This is a genomic window from Candidatus Baltobacteraceae bacterium (assembly GCA_035502855.1).
In the GTDB taxonomy this organism is placed as follows: Bacteria; Vulcanimicrobiota; Vulcanimicrobiia; order Vulcanimicrobiales; family Vulcanimicrobiaceae; genus Aquilonibacter.
Window position 1 is genome coordinate 59,439 of the sequence record DATJTX010000022.1, and the last position, 19,069, is coordinate 78,507.

At 62.4% G+C, this 19,069-nt stretch carries 21 protein-coding genes; 11 read left to right on the forward strand and 10 right to left on the reverse strand.

Going from position 1 to position 19,069, the window contains the following annotated elements:
- Window positions 1-8 precede the first annotated feature (8 nt).
- From VMF11_08155 to mraZ, 3 genes are read right to left on the reverse strand one after another with little or no spacing between them, the layout of a single operon-like run.
- A complete protein-coding gene (locus VMF11_08155) occupies window positions 9-413 on the reverse strand; it encodes a hypothetical protein (GenBank protein ID HTU70283.1) in 405 nt (134 codons plus the stop codon).
- Window positions 413-1,285 (reverse strand): 16S rRNA (cytosine(1402)-N(4))-methyltransferase RsmH, encoded by an 873-nt coding sequence (gene rsmH, locus VMF11_08160; protein HTU70284.1) that lies wholly within the window; start codon window positions 1,283-1,285, stop codon window positions 413-415. The genes VMF11_08155 and rsmH overlap by 1 nt, the downstream gene beginning before the upstream one ends.
- A 12-nt stretch (window positions 1,286-1,297) precedes the next feature.
- Window positions 1,298-1,741: a division/cell wall cluster transcriptional repressor MraZ gene (mraZ, locus tag VMF11_08165; GenBank protein HTU70285.1), complete on the reverse strand. Its 444-nt coding sequence runs from the start codon at window positions 1,739-1,741 to the stop codon at window positions 1,298-1,300.
- Window positions 1,742-2,062: 321 nt separating this feature from the next.
- Between mraZ and VMF11_08170 the strand changes: the two genes are divergently transcribed.
- Window positions 2,063-3,178, forward strand: a complete 1,116-nt coding sequence (locus VMF11_08170) for a hypothetical protein (protein ID HTU70286.1) — start codon at window positions 2,063-2,065, stop codon at window positions 3,176-3,178.
- A 289-nt stretch (window positions 3,179-3,467) separates the two neighbouring features.
- On the opposite strand, the gene VMF11_08175 is transcribed toward VMF11_08170, so the two are convergent.
- Window positions 3,468-3,812: a hypothetical protein gene (locus VMF11_08175; protein HTU70287.1), complete on the reverse strand. Its 345-nt coding sequence runs from the start codon at window positions 3,810-3,812 to the stop codon at window positions 3,468-3,470.
- A 414-nt stretch (window positions 3,813-4,226) separates the two neighbouring features.
- On the opposite strand from VMF11_08175, the gene VMF11_08180 reads away from it, so the two are divergent.
- The 3 genes from VMF11_08180 (at window position 4,227) to VMF11_08190 (ending at window position 6,520) form a co-directional block, all read left to right on the forward strand.
- Window positions 4,227-4,832: an ATP-dependent Clp protease proteolytic subunit gene (locus tag VMF11_08180; GenBank protein ID HTU70288.1), complete on the forward strand. Its 606-nt coding sequence runs from the start codon at window positions 4,227-4,229 to the stop codon at window positions 4,830-4,832.
- 91 nt (window positions 4,833-4,923) lie between these two features.
- Window positions 4,924-5,994: a patatin-like phospholipase family protein gene (locus VMF11_08185; protein ID HTU70289.1), complete on the forward strand. Its 1,071-nt coding sequence runs from the start codon at window positions 4,924-4,926 to the stop codon at window positions 5,992-5,994.
- An 85-nt stretch (window positions 5,995-6,079) separates the two neighbouring features.
- Window positions 6,080-6,520, forward strand: coding sequence for a PH domain-containing protein (locus VMF11_08190; protein ID HTU70290.1), 441 nt, complete (start codon window positions 6,080-6,082; stop codon window positions 6,518-6,520).
- A 10-nt stretch (window positions 6,521-6,530) separates the two neighbouring features.
- Here VMF11_08190 and VMF11_08195 read toward each other — a convergent pair whose 3' ends face one another.
- Window positions 6,531-8,042, reverse strand: coding sequence for an FAD-binding oxidoreductase (locus VMF11_08195; protein HTU70291.1), 1,512 nt, complete (start codon window positions 8,040-8,042; stop codon window positions 6,531-6,533).
- Between the two features lie 50 nt (window positions 8,043-8,092).
- Here VMF11_08195 and VMF11_08200 point away from each other — a divergent pair, with 50 nt between their 5' ends.
- Both VMF11_08200 and msrA read left to right on the forward strand, forming a co-directional pair.
- Window positions 8,093-9,043, forward strand: a complete 951-nt coding sequence (locus tag VMF11_08200) for an NADP-dependent oxidoreductase (GenBank protein HTU70292.1) — start codon at window positions 8,093-8,095, stop codon at window positions 9,041-9,043.
- Window positions 9,044-9,049: 6 nt separating this feature from the next.
- Window positions 9,050-9,565 (forward strand): peptide-methionine (S)-S-oxide reductase MsrA, encoded by a 516-nt coding sequence (gene msrA, locus VMF11_08205; GenBank protein ID HTU70293.1) that lies wholly within the window; start codon window positions 9,050-9,052, stop codon window positions 9,563-9,565.
- Here the strand turns inward: msrA and VMF11_08210 are convergent.
- Complete coding sequence (locus tag VMF11_08210; GenBank protein ID HTU70294.1) at window positions 9,562-9,954, reverse strand: hypothetical protein; 393 nt, start codon at window positions 9,952-9,954, stop codon at window positions 9,562-9,564. The genes msrA and VMF11_08210 overlap by 4 nt on opposite strands.
- A gap of 83 nt (window positions 9,955-10,037) precedes the next feature.
- The gene (locus VMF11_08215; protein ID HTU70295.1) at window positions 10,038-11,033 is read right to left on the reverse strand and encodes an aldo/keto reductase; all 996 of its coding nucleotides are present in this window, start codon (window positions 11,031-11,033) and stop codon (window positions 10,038-10,040) included.
- 128 nt (window positions 11,034-11,161) lie between these two features.
- On the opposite strand from VMF11_08215, the gene VMF11_08220 reads away from it, so the two are divergent.
- From VMF11_08220 to VMF11_08230, 3 genes are read left to right on the forward strand one after another with little or no spacing between them, the layout of a single operon-like run.
- Window positions 11,162-11,668: a (2Fe-2S)-binding protein gene (locus VMF11_08220; GenBank protein ID HTU70296.1), complete on the forward strand. Its 507-nt coding sequence runs from the start codon at window positions 11,162-11,164 to the stop codon at window positions 11,666-11,668.
- Window positions 11,665-12,639, forward strand: a complete 975-nt coding sequence (locus tag VMF11_08225) for a xanthine dehydrogenase family protein subunit M (GenBank protein HTU70297.1) — start codon at window positions 11,665-11,667, stop codon at window positions 12,637-12,639. The genes VMF11_08220 and VMF11_08225 overlap by 4 nt, the downstream gene beginning before the upstream one ends.
- A complete protein-coding gene (locus tag VMF11_08230; GenBank protein HTU70298.1) occupies window positions 12,636-14,678 on the forward strand; it encodes a xanthine dehydrogenase family protein molybdopterin-binding subunit in 2,043 nt (680 codons plus the stop codon). Before VMF11_08225 ends, VMF11_08230 begins: the two co-directional genes overlap by 4 nt.
- 19 nt (window positions 14,679-14,697) lie before the next feature.
- Here the strand turns inward: VMF11_08230 and VMF11_08235 are convergent, their stop codons facing one another.
- Window positions 14,698-15,780 (reverse strand): permease, encoded by a 1,083-nt coding sequence (locus VMF11_08235; GenBank protein HTU70299.1) that lies wholly within the window; start codon window positions 15,778-15,780, stop codon window positions 14,698-14,700.
- A gap of 34 nt (window positions 15,781-15,814) precedes the next feature.
- On the opposite strand from VMF11_08235, the gene VMF11_08240 reads away from it, so the two are divergent.
- Complete coding sequence (locus VMF11_08240; GenBank protein ID HTU70300.1) at window positions 15,815-17,014, forward strand: hypothetical protein; 1,200 nt, start codon at window positions 15,815-15,817, stop codon at window positions 17,012-17,014.
- 6 nt (window positions 17,015-17,020) lie between these two features.
- On the opposite strand, the gene VMF11_08245 is transcribed toward VMF11_08240, so the two are convergent.
- Window positions 17,021-17,203 carry a hypothetical protein gene (locus tag VMF11_08245; protein HTU70301.1) on the reverse strand — a complete coding sequence of 61 codons (183 nt, stop codon included), beginning with the start codon at window positions 17,201-17,203 and terminating at the stop codon, window positions 17,021-17,023.
- Between the two features lie 116 nt (window positions 17,204-17,319).
- On the opposite strand from VMF11_08245, the gene VMF11_08250 reads away from it, so the two are divergent.
- Window positions 17,320-17,835: an energy transducer TonB gene (locus tag VMF11_08250; protein HTU70302.1), complete on the forward strand. Its 516-nt coding sequence runs from the start codon at window positions 17,320-17,322 to the stop codon at window positions 17,833-17,835.
- Window positions 17,836-17,905: 70 nt separating this feature from the next.
- Here VMF11_08250 and VMF11_08255 read toward each other — a convergent pair whose 3' ends face one another.
- Complete coding sequence (locus VMF11_08255) at window positions 17,906-18,244, reverse strand: hypothetical protein (GenBank protein ID HTU70303.1); 339 nt, start codon at window positions 18,242-18,244, stop codon at window positions 17,906-17,908.
- Window positions 18,245-19,069: the final 825 nt, after the last annotated feature.

A 19,069-nucleotide genomic window follows, 5' to 3' on the forward strand; every position in this document is an offset into this window, starting at 1 on the left:
TTAGCTCCTTAGAACCAAGCGGCGATCGTGTCGAAGAGCGGGATCTTCGATTTCGCGACCGTGGCCGGCGGTTCGATCCGCACCACGGCGAAGGTTTGCGCATCGTGCATGTTGAGCTTGGCCGCGATCGCGGCGAGCCGTTCTTCGGAGCTGGCTTGCGCGATCGCATCATCGAGCCGCGCGGTCTGTTCTTGCAGCACGTCGCGCTGGTGCTGCGCCTTATCGAGCGCGTAGCTGAGACTGGTGACGTTGGAGAGCAGCGCCAGATAGCCCATCAGCGCAACCAGCGCGATCGAGAGGCCGCCGGCGATGCGCACGATCGCGCCGTAGCGCGCGCGGGTGTTCTTGACGATGCGCGTTTGGGTGGCGGTGCGGGCGCTGCGCGGATTGCGGATGCGTTGTGGCGCTACCATTAGCTTGCTTTCCGTTGGGCGGCGCGCAGCTTGGCGCTGCGGGCGCGGGGATTCTCGGCCGTCTCGTGCTCATCGGGCACGAGCGGCTTGCGCGTGAGAACCTCGAGGCGCTCGTCGTCGCGAAAGGTTTGCTTCACGATGCGATCCTCGAGCGAGTGGAAGCTGATGACGACGATGCGACCGGCGTCGCGCAGCGAGTCGATCGCGCCGGCCAGACCCTCGCGCAGCGCGCCGAGTTCGTCGTTGACCGCGATGCGCAGCGCTTGGAAGACGCGCGTGGCGGGATGGATGCGCTCCCTCTTCCCAGGCCGGCGCATCACGCCCGCCACGAACTGTGCGAATTCGAGGGTGGTTTTCGGCAGGCGGCCGGCGCTGCGCCGTTCGACGAGCGCGTGCGCGATGCGGCGCGCCGCGCGCTCTTCGCCGTAGTTGAAGAAGATGTCGGCGAGTTCGCGTTCGCTGGCGGTAGCGAGGACGTCGTAGGCGCTGCGGCCTTCGTACGGATTCATTCGCATATCGAGCGGCGCCGACTCACGAAACGAGAAGCCGCGCTGCGCATTATCGAGCTGCATCGACGAAACTCCCAAATCGAAGAGCACTCCGTCGATCTGCGCCACCCCGCAGTCGGCCAAGACGCGACGAAGTTCCGAGAAATTCGCATGGACGAAGGTAAACGATGGATGCGTGATGGTGTGCGCTCGCGCAATCGCGTCCGGATCGGCATCGAGCGCGATCAATCGGCCGGTCTGCAAACGCGAGAGGATCGCTCGCGAGTGCCCACCCGCACCGAAGGTCGCATCGACGTACGTCCCATCCGGCCGGATCGCCAAATAATCGATCGCCGCATCGAGCAAGACCGAGACGTGACTCATGGAGGCATCCCATCAGAAGAGCCCGAGGTCGGCCATGAAATCGGCGACCTCGCCCTCCGGCGCGGCGTGCGCGGAATATTGTTCTTTCGCCCAGATCTCGACGCGGGTGAGCGCGCCGATGGAGACGACGTCGCGATCGATCGACGCGTAGCCGCGCTGTGCGGCTGGGATCAGCAGGCGCCCTTGCGCATCGCACGCCACTTCCTCTGTATGTGCGAAGATGTTGCGCACGATGCGGCGGAAGCGCTCATCCTTGCGCGGAGCCTCCTCCAGGCGCGTGCAGAACTCGGCCCAGGTGACGCTGGGGTAGAGCGCGAGGCATGGCTCGGGCTGGGCAATCGTGATGACGAAGCCCGCTCCAAGCCGTTCCCGAAAGCGCGCGGGGACGATGAGGCGCCCCTTCTCATCGAGGGCATGCTCCACCGAACCCGTAAAGCGCGGCAGCTCCGCGTGCAAGGTCCCTCCCCCAGCCACCACTCAGCACCACTTCACACCACTATAAGGTTTACGACGGGGAGGGTCAAAGGCGAACACGTGTTCGTGGCCACAAAGAACCGCGGCGCAACGGCAAGGCGAAAGGAAGCCCCTGATCTCAGCGGCTGGCGCAGAATCACGTCCGGCGGGTCGAGCCGATCAAACGCCAGCGTGATTTATACGGCGACAAGTTATGTGAGAAGCGCGGAGTGGCGAAACCGCAGGATGAACGAATAAGCGTAATCCGCATTAGCACGAGCACGCGCGCTGGGTCTCCCCGCGGACAGCCCCTGGAGTCATCTAATGGACGAACAACAGAGCGCCGGCGCTATGGCGTCAGGAAACGCATTTGATTTCACGGCGCACAAACAGCGCGCCGTCTCGGAGTACTTAAAGCGACGAGACTATTTTGTTGCGCTTGCCCACATGGTTGAGCGAATAGTTCGCGAGTGCCTAGTTCAACGTGGCATCAAGGTCAACTCAGTAGATAGCAGGGCTAAGGACGCGGCCAGCTTTGAAGAGAAAGCGGGCACCCCTTCCGACGCTGATCCGAACATTCCCAAATACCCGAATCCACTGGAGCAAATTACCGATCTCGCCGGAGTAAGAGTCATCACGTTCTTCCCGAGCACTCTCGATGATATCGACGTATTGATCGGCGATGAATTTGAAATCATTGAGCGATCTGACAAGGGAGCGGCGCTGATAGCTGAGCAGCGATTCGGTTATCAAAGTATTCACTACCTCGTGCGACTAGATCGAAAGCGGGGAACCTTACCGGAGTACCAAGACTTCAAGGGCGCGAGTGTTGAAATCCAGGTCCGCACCATTTTGCAACACGCATGGGCCGAAATCGAACACGATATTCAATACAAATCGGCCTCGGTGATCCCAACTGAGATTCGAAGACGATTCATGTCCCTGGCGGGTTTACTTGAAATAGCTGATCGAGAATTCCAGGCGATCCAAGATGCCGACGCAAGCGTGACCGCCCGCGCGCGTGAACAAATCGCCAGCGGCAACTTAGACGAAGTCGAAGTCACGCCCGATGCCCTTAAGGAATATCTCGATCGGCGCTTAGGTCCCGATCGCCGAATATCCGAGTTCTCCTACAACTGGACGGCAAGATTACTGCGCAATCTTGGCTTTAGCACGATGGGCCAGGTCGATCGCTGCATCAGCGGTTACGATGATAATTGGGTTTCCGATGTTGCTTATTCCACTCGACAAGGCCAGACTACCCGATTTGAGCTAATGCTACTAGCCTCAATGGGTGAGCGGTACATTCAACGTCACATATTCGCCACGCAGCCCTGGTACGTCGAGGATAGCCGGGACAAGCAGAGTCTCGAGGCCTTTCGCAGTGCGGGGATCAAGATCGGGGACTACGATCCCGTTGCAGAATCAAAACACGCCTAGCAGAAGCCGGGAGCACCGGAACACTCGCTCGCTCAGGCCGCCAAGGAGCCCACCGTCTTGGACACATTGCGCGGCGGAACCGCTCCGGCCAAACGCCCATACAGAATAACCGTCTCTCGGCGGTGGCCGGTGATGGCTCGACCTCGGGGGCGCTCATGCCTTCGCCCAAGAGTTCCACCATCGCGCCATCGCTGCTCATCGGTCAGCGAGTCCATGCAAAGAAGGCTTATACTCGCGTATGCAAGCCGAAAACGCCCAACGGCTCAGGACTCTTCGCCGCTATCGCCGGCTAACGACTCCACCAACAGGTATTGTTGGCCTTGTTGAGATGGATCGTGACGTCGCCCGAGTTCTTGGGCACCTGCATATCCGTTTTACAAATGTTGCGAACGCCGTCGAGCGTTTTGATCTCCGCCATGATCTTCATGTTCCCTTGGGCGCTGTCCCAGTGCCAGCGATAATTCGGGCGGACCATAAAGGCGTTTTGGATGCGGCCGTTCGCGTACACCGTGACCCAGACCGGATTTGGCAGCGGATTTACGATGTAGAGGTCGTACGGCAATCGCGCTGCGGCTACGGCGGTTGAGGCCACAACAAAGGCGGCAATGAGAAGAAAACGGAGCCGTCCAAGCATCGATAGGATCCCCTTTCCAAAGCCGACTCGAACGCCATCGAGCCCTGTTCTGAGGATTCTTTCGAATCAGTTGGAGATCATGCTCACGACGACGACTTCATGGTGAGTTGACCCCGTCGCCGAACGTTGCTAGGCGGCTCGCGCCTGCGTGGGTTCCGGTGAAACTCGCGAAGGCAGCACCCCCGCGAGGCGACCGTACAATACAACCGTCTCTCGCCGATGCCCCGTAATGCGCTCGACCTCGCGGGCGCTCATGCCTTCGCGCAAAAGTTCCACGATACGTTGTTGCTGCTCGACGGTTAGCGTGTTCATGGGTGATACTCAGACGATCGGCGGCCGCGGCCCTGCCGGCGGTGTCCGCTTTTGAGCCGGAAAACATTCCCAGCGCACACCGGCTCTGCTATAAAACGGGCCATGAGTTACCTCGTGCCGACCGTCGTCGAGAACACCGCGCGCGGCGAGCGCGCCTTCGACATCTACTCGCGCCTCCTCAAAGACCGCATCGTCTTCATCAGCGGCGAGATCACGGATCAGCTCGCTAGCCTTGCCGTCGCGCAGCTGCTCTTCCTCGAGAAAGAAGATCCCGACAAAGACGTCGATCTCTACATCAACAGCCCCGGCGGCAGCGTCACCGCGGCGCTTGGGATTTACGATACGATGCAGTTCATCAAGCCGGCGGTCGCGACGATCTGCGTGGGGTTTGCGGCCTCGATGGCCTCGGTGCTCTTGACCGGCGGCGCGCCGGGCAAACGCGCGGCGCTGCCCTACAGCAAGATCCTCATCCACCAGCCGTCGATCGGGCAGATCGGCGGCCAAGCCACCGACATCGAATTGCACGCGCGCGAACTCGTCGCCACGCGCAAGACGCTCGCCGACATCTACGCGAAAACGACGGGAAAAGCCGAAGAGCAAATCTTGCGCGACCTCGATCGCGATTTCTTCATGACGCCCGGGCAGGCACGCGACTACGGCATCGTCGACGAGGTTCTCGAAGCCAACGGCCGCGCGGAGAGCGCGTAGTCGATGCAGCATAGGCCGATTGAACTACTGCATGTTACGCCGAGCTAAGGTACGATTGCGAAGGAACCTTCCCTCAGGAGGTTGATTTATCGTGCGAGCTTTGGTGTTGACCGGCGGTGGCGCCCTCGGTGCCTACGAGGCCGGGGTCATTTGCGGTCTTGCCGAGACCGGTCAGCATTTCGACCTAGTTTGTGGCACCTCGATCGGTGCCATCAATGCGGCGTTCTACGCTCAGGGGCTCATCGAAGAACTCGAAGGGCTCTGGAAGACGATCGCGGGCAAGAACATTGTCACGCTTTCGCCCACAGCACAGCGGGTAATGGACTTCGTGAGCGAACTCGAGGCCGTCCTGAAGCTAAACCCAGCGCTCTGGGCATTCCACGTTCTCGGCCTGATTAAGAAGTACAAGGCAATGGGCCCGTTGCCCGAACTGATGGCGATGCTTGGAGCCCTCGACCGCTCCCCCGTGACAGCACTGCTGCAACCAGTTCTCAACTTCGACAACATCCGCTGTTCGCTCGTCGTCACCGGGACTAATGTGAATTTGCAAACATCGGAATCGTTCTTCGCGTTCGCGGCTCCCGCCGGTGGTACGCCTACCGCCGTCGACCTGCAAAAAGCATTTCTCGCGAACGCTAAATCAGCGCATCCGATTACAGCCGAAAACTACCTCGTCGCGGTCGAGGCCTCGGGTTCGCTGCCCTTTGCCTTTCCGCCAATGAGCGAGAACCTAGGTTCATCTACTACCTATCTCTACGTTGACGGAGGAGTCGCGAACAATTCGCCGATCGGGCTTGCGATCAATGCGGGCGCGACCGATATCACTGTAATTTTCATGACACCCGCGAGTAACGCGCCACTCGCCGCGGTCCCCAATGTTGCAGTGCTCGGTCTGGCTTGCTATACCGTCATGCAGCAAAAGATTCTTGAAGACGATATGAAGCTGGCGCTTATGACGAATCAGGCTGTTGCGGGGAGGACCGCCGCGAATGACAAGCTCGGGCTGCAAGGCAAAGTAGAAGTGAGCCTTCGGCAGGTACGGCCGGTACAGCCGTTGGCACTTTCCGTCCTGGGATTCAATGATCAACCCGCAATTGACGAAGCGTTTGAACTCGGCCGTTCCGATGCGAAAGGTGTCAAGACGGTTTGGGAACGCGCCTAAGCGCCGGCGGGGGATCGTCGGTCCCGGAAGTCACCCGTTAATCACGAGGAGCGGGAAAATCTAGCCGCGCACGAACGAGCCATGCGTGGGCTACATCGACAACACTCTGCTCCCCGGCGAAGAGGTCGTGTATCAAGCGAAGCTGCATCCAATCATCGCTGTGCCCGCTGGAGTCGTGGTGCTGTTGGGAATCATCATCGCGATGACGTGGTCCCAAATCCTTGGGCTGCTCGTCGGCATCGTCGGCGTTGGGATGGGCACGATTGCCCTCATTCGGTACAACTCGTCCGAATTTGCGGTCACGAACCGTCGCGTCGTTATCAAGGTTGGGGCACTTGGCAGCAGATTGCTCGAACTCGAGCTGAACCGGATCGAGGGTATCGACGTCGAGCAGACGGCATTTGGCCGCCTCTTCGACTACGGCACGATTGGCGTGCGGGGAATCGGCGGCACGGAGGAGAGCTTCCCCGCGATCGCGGCGCCGCTCGAATTTCGCAAGCACGTGCAAGAAATGCTCCCGAACTAACGAGCGCGTTTCAACCCGGCGGGATGCCTTCCGCGAAATGAAAGACGTTCGTGGGGTCGTATTTCGTCTTGATCTTGCGTAGGCGTTGAAAGTTCCCGTCGTGGTAGGCAAGCTGCCAATCGCGCAGTGACGGATCGATGAAGTTCTGGTAGGCGCCGCCCTTGGCGAGCGGAACGATCGCCTCGTAAAACGCGTCGAGCCAGGCCAGATTGCGCGCGAGCGCGTCGGGTGGCGTCGTCTGGGTCCAATACAGCTCGATCGAACTCAGCCACGAGCTGAAGCGATGGGCAAACGCCATCTCGTGCGGTCCGCGATCGTTCACATGCGCGCCGGTTTGAAACACCTTGAACGCCGCGCTTTTTGCCGTGCGCGGATAGCGCCGAAGCCACTCGAACACAACCGCATTAGCGTTGTGATCGAACGGCGCATTGAAGAAGCGCGAGCGCTCCTGCCAGTACGCCGGACGGCCCGGTTCGGCGAGCACGTCTTGCGCGGCCCAATAGGAATCGTGCTTGACGATGCCCTCGGGTTCGGCGATCGCGTACACCGGCGCGAGCATCTCGCGCAGTTGCGCCGGCGTGCCCGAATATTGCCCGAGCAGTTGGATCGTAATATCGGGCGTCGTTGCGTCGGGTGCAATCGCCGATACTTTCGAGCCGAGCGTCGCCGGCGCACGATCGAGGACGCCGATCAGTCGTTCGAAGACGCGCTCCGGTTGCCGTTTCCACGTCAAGTCGAAGACCGTCAGCGGTCCGACCTCGTAGGTTTGAAACGCGAACGACGTGTTGATCCCGAAATTTCCCCCGCCAGCGCCACGGCAGGCCCAAAACAATTCGTCGTTGCCGTGCACGGCGCGAGTCGTGCCGTCGGCGGTGACGATTTCCGTCGCAATCAGGTGATCGCAGGTCAGGCCATGCGCGCGCATATTGAAACCGATGCCGCCGCCGAGCACGAGGCCGGCCACGCCGACCGACGGGCAGCGTCCGTGGGTGATCGCAAGATTACGATTGCGAAATGCCGAGTACACATTCGAGTTTCGTGCGCCGCCGCCGAGCGTGGCGATGCCGGTCGACTCGTCGAACGCAACGTTATTCATCGTCCGCAGATCGATCATCAGCCCGGGCGTCGTCGAATATCCCGCGTACGAATGGCCGCCCGACCGCGCGACGAGCGGCACCCCGTATTCACGCGCGAAGAGAATCGACGTGCTCACGTCGCGAGCGTCGCTGCACACCGCAATCGCTTGCGGAAGAATCGCGTCGTAGCGCAGGTTATTCGGTTGCGCGTAGGCCGCATACCATCGGTCCCCGGGAAGTACGAGCTTCCCCCGGAGACGACGCGCAAGCTCCGCCCACGGAATGGTGCGACGCGCGCCCAGAAGCCCGAGCGCCGAAGTGCCGAGCGCAGCGGCAGCGGCGCTCTGGAGAAACACCCGCCGATTCACCATGGCCTGCGCTTCGCCTTTTTCGGAATCCGAGCCCGCTTCGGTCCGGTACGCGCGGTGCTCGAAGCGGCAGAGCATGCTGGTGCTCGGCTGTAACAGATCGCGACATTGAGTGGTTGAATCGAGGCATGACTGTGAAGAGCCACGCGACGACCGTGAAGTCGTCTACTCTCCCGACGACGATGAAAGCCGCCGTCCTCGACAAAGCGGGTCCGCCCGACGCCATTCGCGTAACGTCCGTGCCCGTACCGAAGCTTGCCCGAGGCCATGTGATTCTGGCGCTCGATTATGCCAGCGTGGGCATTTGGGATGCGAAGCAGCGCTCCGGCGCGTGGGGCGCGATCAAGCCCGGCACCATTTTAGGTGCGGACGGAAGCGGCGTTGTGGTTGCGGTTGCTTCCGACGTGAAGCACCTGCGCGTCGGCGAGCGTGTGTATTCCTATAGCTACGGTAATCCGCACGGCGGCTTCTACGCCGAATACATAGGCCTCCCGGCAGATCGCGTCGCGCGCGTGCCGGATCAGCTCGATCAAAAAGTCGCCGGCGCGATGCCGTGCGTTGCGCTGACGGCGCACGCGGGGCTGCACTCCTTAAAGATGAAGCGCGGCGAGACGCTGCTCGTCTTCGGCGCCACCGGCGGCGTCGGGTCGCTGGCAGTTTGGCTCGCGGCGAAGACCATCGGCGCAATCGTGTCCGGAACCGCACGACCCGACGCGCAGGACTACCTTCGCGCGCTCGGGGGCACGCCGATCACGCAGGATGCGACGACCGTGTTCGACGCGATGCTCGCCACCGCGAACGGCTCCGATCTTCCGCCCCTCGCCTCGCGTCTGCGCCCGAACGCACCGATCGCATTCCCGAACGGCATCGAGCCGGCACCGAAAGTCGGCGGCCACCCGTCGGTGCCGTTCGATGGGGATATGTCGCACGAAGCCTTCGAGCGCTTGAACCGAGCGATCGGCACGCAGACGATTCCGCTGAAGACGGAAGAGTTTCCGCTCGATCGTGTGGTCGATGCGCACCGGCGAATCGAACAGGGTCACGTCGAAGGCAAGATCGTTTTGCGCATCCGCGAATAGAGAATTATGACATCATCTACCGAGCGCGCAGTTCTGGCCGGCGGCTGCTTCTGGGGCATGCAGGAGCTGCTGCGCACGTACCCCGGCGTCATCTCGACACGCGTGGGCTATACCGGCGGCGAGGTGCCGAACGCGACCTATCGCAATCACGGCAACCACGCGGAGGCGATCGAGATCGTTTTCGATCCGGCGCAAATCAGCTACCGGCAATTGCTCGAGTTCTTCTTTCAAATCCACGACCCGACGACGCTCAATCGCCAGGGCAACGATCGCGGCACGAGCTATCGCTCGGCGATCTACTACACCACCGACGAACAACGCCGCATCGCCGAGCAGACGATTGCCGACGTCGACGCGTCAGGACTGTGGCCCGGCAAGGTCGTAACCGAAGTCGCGCCGGCGGGCCCGTTCTGGGAAGCCGAGCCCGAGCATCAGGATTACCTCCAGAAAATTCCGAACGGTTATACCTGCCACTTTGTCCGCAAGGACTGGAAGCTTCCGCATAGCAGCGCGGTGCGCTAGGGCGTTTTCTCCGCGAGCCACCGTTCAACATCGGCGCGCCAATTCGGCACCGTCGGGTCGATCATGCGCACGCGTTCTTTGGTGACCGTATCGCCGACGGCCTGTGTAATCAACCGCCGCACTTGGATACCCACGGTGGGGCTCGACACCACGATGGCAAGCCGGTGCATACCGTGGCCAAAGAGCTTTCCGTAGCGCTCGGAGATCATCGCTTGCGAATCGGCGTCGGTCGCGATCTTGGCTTTCGAAAGGTCCATGAGCAAGCTGAAGCCCGGCTTGGTGCGCGCGGCATCCATCAGGGCCGCATTCACCACCTTCAGTTCCTCGGGCGTCGGCCTTCCTTCGACGGTAACGGCAATGCCGTACGCGGTCGCTGCGGTTGTGTACATAAAACGCAACCCCTATTTCTTGTTCCGGCCCGATGCCCCTGGGATACGCGGCCTGCACCGTGATGCTTGGTGCACCAACGGAATCATCGGTTGATCAGCGCCGCCTGCCGTTCGTTATAACGCGGACCGGAAATTTTCTCCGGCGTGAGCGACGCGTCGAGCGTGGCCATGTCTTCGGCGCTGAGATGCACCTGCGATGCGCCGAGATTCTCCTCTAAGTAGCGCACGTGTTTGGTGCCCGGGATCGGCACGACGTCCGGCCCTTTGTGCAAGAGCCACGCGAGCGCGATCTGTCCCGGCGTGGCATCGTGACGCGCCGCCACCTCGCGCACGATCGACGCGGCGCGCATGTTCGCATCGAAATTCGCGCCTTGGTACCGCGGATCGCCGCGGCGATAATCGCCTTCGGGATACTCCTCCGCGCGCTTCACGTTGCCGGTCAAAAACCCGCGCCGGAGCGGTGCAAAGGGCACCAGCCCGATGGCGAGGTGACGCAGCAGCGGAATGATCTTCGGCTCCAGATTGCGCTCCCACAGCGAATATTCGCTCTGCAGCGCGGCGATCGGATGCGTGGCCTGCGCCCGGCGAATCGTCTCTTCGCCGACTTCCGAGAGCCCGAGATAAAGCACTTTTCCTTCGCGCACGAGTTCGGCCATCGCACCGATCGTTTCTTGGATCGGCACGTTCGGATCCAAGCGATGCTGATAGAGCAGATCGATGCGATCCGTCTTCAGCCGGCGCAGCGATCCCTCGACCGCTTCGCGCACGTGCTCGGGCCGGCTGTCGGTACCGTTTACCGCGCCGTCGCGTCCAAAGGTGAACCCGAATTTCGTCGCGATCACCGCTTGGTCGCGCTTGCCCGCCAGCGCGCGGCCGAGCAGCTCCTCGTTGGTGTACGGGCCGTAGGCTTCAGCGGTATCGAAGAACGTGCACCCAAGCTCGAGCGCACGTTGGATCGTGCGGATCGACTCGTTGTCGTCGCGTTCGCCCGGGCCGTAGGCAAAGCTCATGCCCATGCAGCCCAACCCGATGTCGGAAACCGCCAGCCCGTCGATGCCAAGGTTACGCGTAGCTAACATGTCTTCTCCCCATAGTCTTGCAGGCGCTCGTTCACTTCGCGTCGCTCACTCGTCAGTGTGGCTTGCATAACCCGGCTAGGTCAGAAGCGGTTCACCGCGGCCGCAAAAAATGTGCTTAAATTACTCGCATGACCGTGAAGAGTCCCGACACGACCGCCGTTGAAACCCTCCCGGCCTCCCTCACCGTCAATGGAAAACGGTACCGGGTCGAGGTCGATCCGCGCACGTCGCTGCTCGACTTCCTGCGCGAGACGCTGGGGCTGACCGGGACGAAAAAAGGCTGCGATCACGGGCAGTGCGGCGCCTGCACGATCCACGTCAACGGCAAACGCGCGCTCTCGTGCCTCACCTTCGTCGCGATGCATGACGGCGATACGATCACGACGATCGAAGGGCTTGCGAGCGGAGAAGACCTGCACCCCGTCCAGGCCGCGTTTCTCGAGCACGACGGATACCAATGCGGCTACTGCACGTCGGGGCAGCTCATGTCGGCGGCGGCGATGATCGACGAACCGTGGGGTCCGGGCGACGCCGACGTAGCCGAAGCCATGAGCGGCAACATCTGCCGCTGCGGCGCCTATCAGCGCATCGTTGCGGCGATCCAATCGGTTCGCCGGTCGAAGTCGATGTCATGAGACGCTTCGCGATGGCGCGCGCGATCGACGCCGGCGACGCGCTGCGCACGGCGCAGGGCGCATCGTCGCGATACTGCGCGGGCGGCACCACGCTGATCGACCTGATGCGGCAGGACGTCGAACGCCCGGAGCGCGTCATCGCCATCAATCGCCTGCCGCTGACGACGATCGAGGACGCGCCCGGCGGCGGTCTCGTCCTCGGCGCGCTCGCGACCAATAGCGAGGTGGCGCACCATCCGCGCGTGCGCGCCGGCTACCCCGTGCTCTCCGAAGCGATTCTCTCCGGCGCGACGACGCAGATTCGCAACATGGCGACGACCGGCGGCAATCTCTTGCAGCGCACCCGCTGCATCTACTTTCGCGATCCGAACTCGGCGTGCAACAAGCGCGAGCCGGGCAGCGGCTGTCCGGCGATCACCGGATATAACCGCAATCTCGCCGTGCTGGGGACCAGCGAGCACTGCATCGCGACCAATCCCTCCGATCAGAACGTCGCGTTGACGGCACTCGAAGCGACGATCGAGGTGCGCAGCACCTCGGGCGGGCGCACGATTCCGATCGACCGGTTCTACCGTCTCCCCGGCGATGCGCCCGAACGTGAGACCACGCTCGAACCCGGCGAGCTGATCGTCGCGGTCATGCTGCCGCCGATGAAGGGCTGGCGCTCGCATTATCTCAAGCTGCGCGATCGCCAATCGTACGAATTCGCGCTCGCGTCCGCGGCGGTCGCGGTGCGGCTCGACGGCTCCACGATTGCCGACGCGCGCGTCGCGCTCGGCGGTGTCGGCACGATTCCGTGGCGCGCGCGCGAGGCCGAAGCGGTGCTGCGCGGCAAAGGCGTCTCGCGCGAGGTTTTTCGCGAGGCGGCGGTAATCGCACTTCGCGATGCGCGTCCGCAGAGTCAGAACGGTTTCAAAATCGAACTCGCCAGACGCGCCTTGACGCAGGCGCTGATCGAGGTGACGGCGTGAGCGTCGGAACGCCCATCGATCGCGTCGAGGGCCGGCTCAAAGTGACCGGTGGCGCGGATTACGCCTCGGATCGCATTCTCGACGGCATGCTCTACGGCGTTCCGGTCGGCAGCACGATCGCCGCCGGACGCGTGCTGCGCGTCGACGCGACCGATGCGCTCGCGGTGCCCGGCGTCGTCGCGGCGTTCGATCACACCAACCTGCGCACGCTGCACTCGATCGACCCCACCCTGCCGTTCAGCGCGCTCTGCATCGCCGACGAGCATCGCGCGCCGCTGAGCGACGACGCCGTGACGTATTACGGGCAATACGTTGCGCTGGTGGTCGCGCGCACGCTCGAATCGGCGCAGGAGGGCGCGGCCCGCGTACGCGTCACGTACGCGTCCGAGATGCCGAGCACCGATCCGGTCCGCGCCGAGGAAGGCGAGCGTGACCTTGGGAGCCACCGCGGCGATCCCGATGCCGCCTTCGCCGCATCGCCGATCAAACTCGACCAGGTCTACCGCACGCCGGTCGAGACGCACAATCCGATCGAGCTGCACGCGACGGTCGCGTCGTGGAACGGCGACACCGTCACGCTCTACGAGACCTCGCAGGCGGTGGTGAACCATCGCAACGTCTTGGCGGCGATGCTCGCCATTCCGGTCGAAAACGTCCGCGTCATCACCCGCTACTTGGGTTCCGGCTTCGGCGGCAAATTGTGGCCGTGGACGCAGTCGCCGCTCGCCGCCGCCGCCGCGCGCACGCTCGGCGCGCCTGTGAAGATCGTCGTCACGCGCGAACAAATGTTCACGGCCGTCGGCCACCGGCCGGTGACGGTGCAGCGCGTTCGCGTAAGCGCCGATGCCGATGGGCGCCTCACCTCGCTGCAACACGACTACACCAACCACACGAATATGCTCGACGATTACGACGAGAATTGCGCCGAGGCAACGCCGTACTTCTATAGCGTACCGAATCTGCGCGTGACCCGCGGCCTCGCGAAACGCAGCGTCGGGTCGCCGACCTCGATGCGCGGCCCGGGCGCCGTCCCCGGCCTGTTTGCCACCGAATCGGCGCTCGACGAGCTAGCGATCGCGTTGAACATGGATCCCGTCGCGCTGCGCTTGCGCAACGCGCCCACCCGCGACGAGGGCCTCGACCTGCCGTTCAGTTCGTGCCACGTCGCTGAATGTTACGAGCTGGGCGCGCAGAGATTCGGGTGGCGCGACCGCACCGCCGCCGTCGGCTCGATGAAGCGCGACGGCGCGATCGTCGGCTGGGGTGTTGCCGGGTGCGCGTGGATCGCCGAACGCTTCGCCTGCGAGGTCCGGGTGGAATTGCACGACGGGCACGCGCAGGTCTTTTGCGGGACGCAAGACATCGGGACCGGCACCTACACGATGCTCGCGCAGATCGCGAGCGACGCGCTCGGAATTCCGGTCGGCCGAATCACGGTCTCGCTCGGCGACAGCTCGCTGCCGCCCGGCCCGATCTCCGGCGGCTCGATGGTAACCGCATCGGTCATTCCGGCCGCGGTCGCGGCGTGTAAAGAAGCGCTCGAGAAAGGCGTCGGGTACGGAAAATCCGAGGCGACGTTCTTCGCCGAAAACAAAGCGAAATCGAGCCACTCGTTCGGCGCGCACTTCGTCGAGGTGAGCTGGCGACCGGAGATCGCGCGATTGCGCGTTCGGCGCGTGGTTACCGTGATCGACGGCGGGAGAATCATCAACCCGAAAACGGCGCGCAACCAAATCGAGGGCGCGATCGTGATGGGCGTGGGCATGGCGCTGTTCGAGGAGACGCGCTACGATCCGCAAACGGCGGCACCGCTCAATCGCAACTTTGCCGATTACGTCGTCGCTTCGAACGCCGATCACCCGGCGATGGACGTCACCTTCCTCGATTATCCCGACTATGATTTGAACCCGCTCGGCGCGCGCGGTGTCGGCGAGATCGGCCTGGCGGGCGTGGCGCCAGCGATTACCGCCGCGGTCTATCACGCTACCGGCGTGCGCGTTCGGGATCTCCCCGTCAGCATCGAAGATCTCATCGCGTAGCGGAAGAATTCGAGCGCTCTCAGGAGGGTTGCGCTCGCCATTCTCGCGTCACGAACGCCGCGATGACCCCGACGGCGATGATGGCCAGTACGTTGGAGACGAGCGTGAAGCGATCGTTGATCGCCATCGAGCCCATCGTCACGCCGCCGAACACATTGCCGATCGCCCATTCCATGGCTGCGCCGGCGATCATCGCGCCGACGATAAAGAGCCCGACGAACGTCCAGGTGACGCGCTCGGGAAATGATTTGCGATAAATGGCGACCAGCGGCGGGATCAGCAGGTCGCCGTAGATGAACGCCGTGTTCGCGCCGAGCGGGATGCGCGCGTTCGCCAGAAAGCGCGCCACCGGCACGTTGCCCATCGAGCACACGAAGGTCACCACGGCCAGCGCGAGTCCGACGAGCAGGAGCAGCACGTAGCCGATCACCGGCACCGAGCCGACGGCTTGCAGCACGTGCGCGAACCACGCCGCCGGGATCAGCGCCGAGGCGAATCCGGCGATGAGGTAGCCGACGATCAGCTCGGTGTGCAGCATCTGCACGTCGCCGATTGCCGTCTGGGCAATCGCAACCAACTTCGGGCGTTTGCGGTGATCGTGGCAGTGCGAACATTCGGCGCCATCTGCTTCGGCCGGCAGCGGCGAGGGGTGCTCGCGCCGCAAGCGCTCGAGCTCATCCGCGCCGAAGAGCAGCGTGAAGCCGGTTGCGACGACCGCGATGATGATCACGCCGCCGAAGAACTCGGCGAACGCGAACTTCCACCCGAGTAACGACCAAAAGAGGATCAGGATTGCCACGTTCATGTTGGTCGAGGAGATCAAGAACGCGAAGATCGAGCGCACGTCGGCGCCCTTCTGGTAGAAGCCGCGCGCCGCGGCGGCAGCCCCGTACGAGCACGCCGAGGCGATGATGCCGAAGCCGGCAGCGGCGACGATGTTGCGAAGCTTCGGCCCCAGATAGCGCTCCATCTCGGCCGGCGTGAGCACGACTTGTACGATCGCGGAGATAAGGAATCCGAAGATCAGCCCGAAGAGGCTGTCCCACACAAGCCTGAGCGTTTGCACCAGCCCGGCGACCAGCGCATGAGCCAGAAAATTCATCTGCACGTCATTCCGAATTGATTGAATGGAACTCATGCTGCATCTCGTTCTCATGACCCTGTTGACCGCGAGCACGGCCCGGGATACACCGGTCTTCGCGATTGTCGTGACGCGCCACGGCGTGCGCAGCTTCACGCACACGCCGGCCGGCTACACCTGGCCGGACTGGGCGCCCGTCCAGCCCGGATATCTAACCGAGCACGGCTACCGCGAGATCACGCACCTCGGCCGTTTCTATCACGCGTACTTCGCCTCGATCGGGTTGCCGCTCGACTGCCGTTCGCGTGCGACATATGTCTACGCCGATTTAGACCAGCGAACGCTGGAAACGGCACGCGCGTTGATCGCGGGCGCATGCGGTTCACCCGGCGCGCTGCCGATGTATCACGATGCCCAGACCGGGCCGGGCGCGCGCGATCCGCTCTTTGAGGGCCTCAAACGACCGCGTTCGAGAAAGGCGGCGCCGCCGTCCGCGCTCGTCGCGCAGCATGCCGCCGACTTCGCGGCGCTTCAGTCGCTGCTCGATGCGCAATGCAACGGAACCTGCCCGCCGGTGACGAGCGAGCCGAATCCGATCGACACCGGCTCGACCTATGCGGAATCGCTGTTTCTCGAATACGCGCAGTGTGGCCCGGCATTCGATCGCCGGAAGCTCGCCGGCGCCATGCGCGTTCACGTCCTCGAATATGACGTCAATTCTCGACCGCCGAAAGATTCGCACGCGCGAGGCGGCAATCTGTTCGCGCACATCGTCGGTCTCTTGGAAGAGAAGGCAGGCATCGCGCATCCCGGCGTCACCGTACCGAACGTCATGCACGACAACGTCGCGTTCATCTCCGGCCACGATACGCAGCTGGGTGCGCTCGGCGGAATCCTCGATGCGCACTGGCCGCTCGGAAACGGACTGGTCGCGGATGATATGCCGCCGGGCGGCGCCCTGATCTTCGAACTCTACCGCACCGCCGCGGGCGCCTATCGCGTGCGCCTTCGATTTGCGTACGAAACGCTCGCGCAATTCCGCAGCAAGGACGCTTTGCCGAGCGGGATCGCGTTCAGCCCGGTATACTTCGCCGGCTGCACCGGTCGCGATTGCAGTGCGCCGCTCGCGCGGTTCGTCACGCTCGCACACGCGCTCGAGCGGGAGGGGTTCGTGCAGCGCGACTGGACGCGGTCGAGCGATGCGCCGATCGAACTCGCGCCGCCGGCCGACCCGAGCTGGACGCACTGTAACTAGCTAGGGCTATTTCTTTTCGCCGATGCCGTACGGCTTCGGCGTATACGTGTACTTCTCGCCGCAGACGCGGCAAATATTGAGGGGGCTGCCGAAGTGTTCGTGCGGCGGATAGACCTTCGCCGTTTTTTTCACGACCGCTTTGACGGCGCGCATGGGAACCGAAACGGGGACTTCTTCTTCTATTTTCACTGGCTTGGTGTTCGGGACGCGGGTTGAAAGGGCCTGGGGGCGGGAAATCGGGACGTTTTTCGGACGTTTTCGCGCCGATTTTCGGACGATCGGCGGACGCCGAGAAGATTAGCCTCATGGTGTTACCGCTCTACGCTAGTGAGGACACCATCATGTTCAATACCAACGACGAACATCCCAAGAACCTGCGGAACCCCGAACGCACCGAGCAAAGCACCGGCATCGCGCGTCCGATCCGGACTTCGCAAAAGCTCTTCGCCGGCTGGGGACCGGCCCTTTTGACCGGCGCCGTGACGCTCTTTGCCTTGCTCTGCGCAAGTGTGCCGGCCTCGGCGGCCACGAAGGTCATTCTCGCATCCGCGTGCAGCACGCCGAATCACGGCGCCGCACTGTTGAGCCACCCGGATGTCATGTTGCCGGACGGCGTCAACGGAACGGGCACGACCATTCTGCGCGTCGACCTCGCCGCCTCCGGAGAGATCAGTAACATCGCGGTCGCGCAGAGCTCGGGAGACTCCGCGCTCGACTTCGCCGCGATGCGGGTGGCCCGGGCTTCCCGGTACGCGGCCGCAAGCTGGGACTGCCAACCCGCCGGCGACAGCTTCCTCTATAAGGTGATTTTCGCCCAGTAGCGCGGCGAAAAGATCACCTGTTTCGGGACCCTTGGTGGGGAGCCGCAACGCGGTTCCCCACAGTTTGCCCCTATAAGATACAGGGCTGTTGCGCAAGGGGAACGGGAAGAACCCGGTCGAGCTGTTCGCGAAATTGCTTCCAGAAGCCGGTCCTCGCCCCGAGATAATTGTCGCGAACGGCCTTTGTGTTTCCAAAAGCCGCAAGCTTGACTTTTAAGCGTGGCACGCGGTCCTCGCACAAAACGATTGAGAATTCCAAACGCTTCGCTGAGATCTGCGCGCAAAGATCGGTCCATTCTGACCGAGCCTTTGACCAAACCATAGTATCGAGCAATTCGAATGTTTCCTGAACCTTGTTGGGATCAATTGCCAAAAACGTTGCTCTGCCTTTCGAAACCGAGCTAACCATGATACCTCCAGATTTTGGAGCGCGAAGTTCCTAGAGGGGAATGTCAACCAACTCGTCGCATTCGACGGAAGGCCCGACGCTTTGAAAAAGTTCTCAGGGTCACGGGGGTTATCCTAGCCACTTCGCGCTGTGTGCCAAACCTATAGGTCTAAAGGCCCATCTAACTTGTTAATAGCGCGGTATGGTTAGGTTCAACGTACCGCGGCCTAAAGCAACCGCAGCCCGGCTCGATCGTTGATTGACCCTCGCTCAGAAGTTGGTATTCGGTCCATTTGCCAGCTTCATCACGCCTAGAGAGACGCGCGTTCGCCCACCCAATGGGTGAGGTGCCCGTAAAGATGCGGCTTGGCTCTACCGTCGGCCCGCATGACCCGTCGAACCAGAATTCGGTCTTCTGCGCAGATGCGCTCACCCGGCAGGGCTTGGGGGATCTGTACAAACGAAAGGATTGACCCTTTCGTTCCGATATCAGAGACACGTCGTTCACCCAACCATCCTCCTCTCTGTATGTAACGTTTAACAAGGTGATGGATCGCACATCGATTCCCCCAACGACCTTGTTTACGACATATTGTTGGAACAAGGAGATCGGTTGCGGAGGGCAAGTGAACGCCCCGTAAACATGGTCGTAGACCGCTAAAGCGGGGGCGTCGCTATGGTGATATGACAAGAGTGCCTCGCAGCCGAACGACGCGCGATTCCATGCCGTGATGTAAATGAAATCCTCGCTCTTCGGATTGAAGTCGCCTCCGATAGAATCTGAGAATAGGATCTCCCACAGGAGCGCCGTGCCAGTGCCAAAGGCCTTCTTGAACATAGGCGAGT

What these genes read in the sequence shown, in the direction of transcription:
- VMF11_08255 (HTU70303.1), bottom strand. Translation starts at nt 18,244, where the DNA reads ATGGTTAGCTCGGTTTCGAAAGGCAGAGCAACGTTTTTGGCAATTGAT.
- VMF11_08195 (HTU70291.1), bottom strand. Translation starts at nt 8,042, where the DNA reads ATGCTCTGCCGCTTCGAGCACCGCGCGTACCGGACCGAAGCGGGCTCG.
- VMF11_08200 (HTU70292.1), top strand. Translation starts at nt 8,093, where the DNA reads ATGACTGTGAAGAGCCACGCGACGACCGTGAAGTCGTCTACTCTCCCG.
- VMF11_08180 (HTU70288.1), top strand. Translation starts at nt 4,227, where the DNA reads ATGAGTTACCTCGTGCCGACCGTCGTCGAGAACACCGCGCGCGGCGAG.
- VMF11_08250 (HTU70302.1), top strand. Translation starts at nt 17,320, where the DNA reads ATGGTGTTACCGCTCTACGCTAGTGAGGACACCATCATGTTCAATACC.
- VMF11_08225 (HTU70297.1), top strand. Translation starts at nt 11,665, where the DNA reads ATGAGACGCTTCGCGATGGCGCGCGCGATCGACGCCGGCGACGCGCTG.
- VMF11_08235 (HTU70299.1), bottom strand. Translation starts at nt 15,780, where the DNA reads ATGAATTTTCTGGCTCATGCGCTGGTCGCCGGGCTGGTGCAAACGCTC.
- VMF11_08240 (HTU70300.1), top strand. Translation starts at nt 15,815, where the DNA reads ATGCTGCATCTCGTTCTCATGACCCTGTTGACCGCGAGCACGGCCCGG.
- VMF11_08220 (HTU70296.1), top strand. Translation starts at nt 11,162, where the DNA reads ATGACCGTGAAGAGTCCCGACACGACCGCCGTTGAAACCCTCCCGGCC.
- VMF11_08215 (HTU70295.1), bottom strand. Translation starts at nt 11,033, where the DNA reads ATGTTAGCTACGCGTAACCTTGGCATCGACGGGCTGGCGGTTTCCGAC.
- VMF11_08210 (HTU70294.1), bottom strand. Translation starts at nt 9,954, where the DNA reads ATGTACACAACCGCAGCGACCGCGTACGGCATTGCCGTTACCGTCGAA.
- VMF11_08175 (HTU70287.1), bottom strand. Translation starts at nt 3,812, where the DNA reads ATGCTTGGACGGCTCCGTTTTCTTCTCATTGCCGCCTTTGTTGTGGCC.
- rsmH (HTU70284.1), bottom strand. Translation starts at nt 1,285, where the DNA reads ATGAGTCACGTCTCGGTCTTGCTCGATGCGGCGATCGATTATTTGGCG.
- msrA (HTU70293.1), top strand. Translation starts at nt 9,050, where the DNA reads ATGACATCATCTACCGAGCGCGCAGTTCTGGCCGGCGGCTGCTTCTGG.
- VMF11_08170 (HTU70286.1), top strand. Translation starts at nt 2,063, where the DNA reads ATGGACGAACAACAGAGCGCCGGCGCTATGGCGTCAGGAAACGCATTT.
- VMF11_08155 (HTU70283.1), bottom strand. Translation starts at nt 413, where the DNA reads ATGGTAGCGCCACAACGCATCCGCAATCCGCGCAGCGCCCGCACCGCC.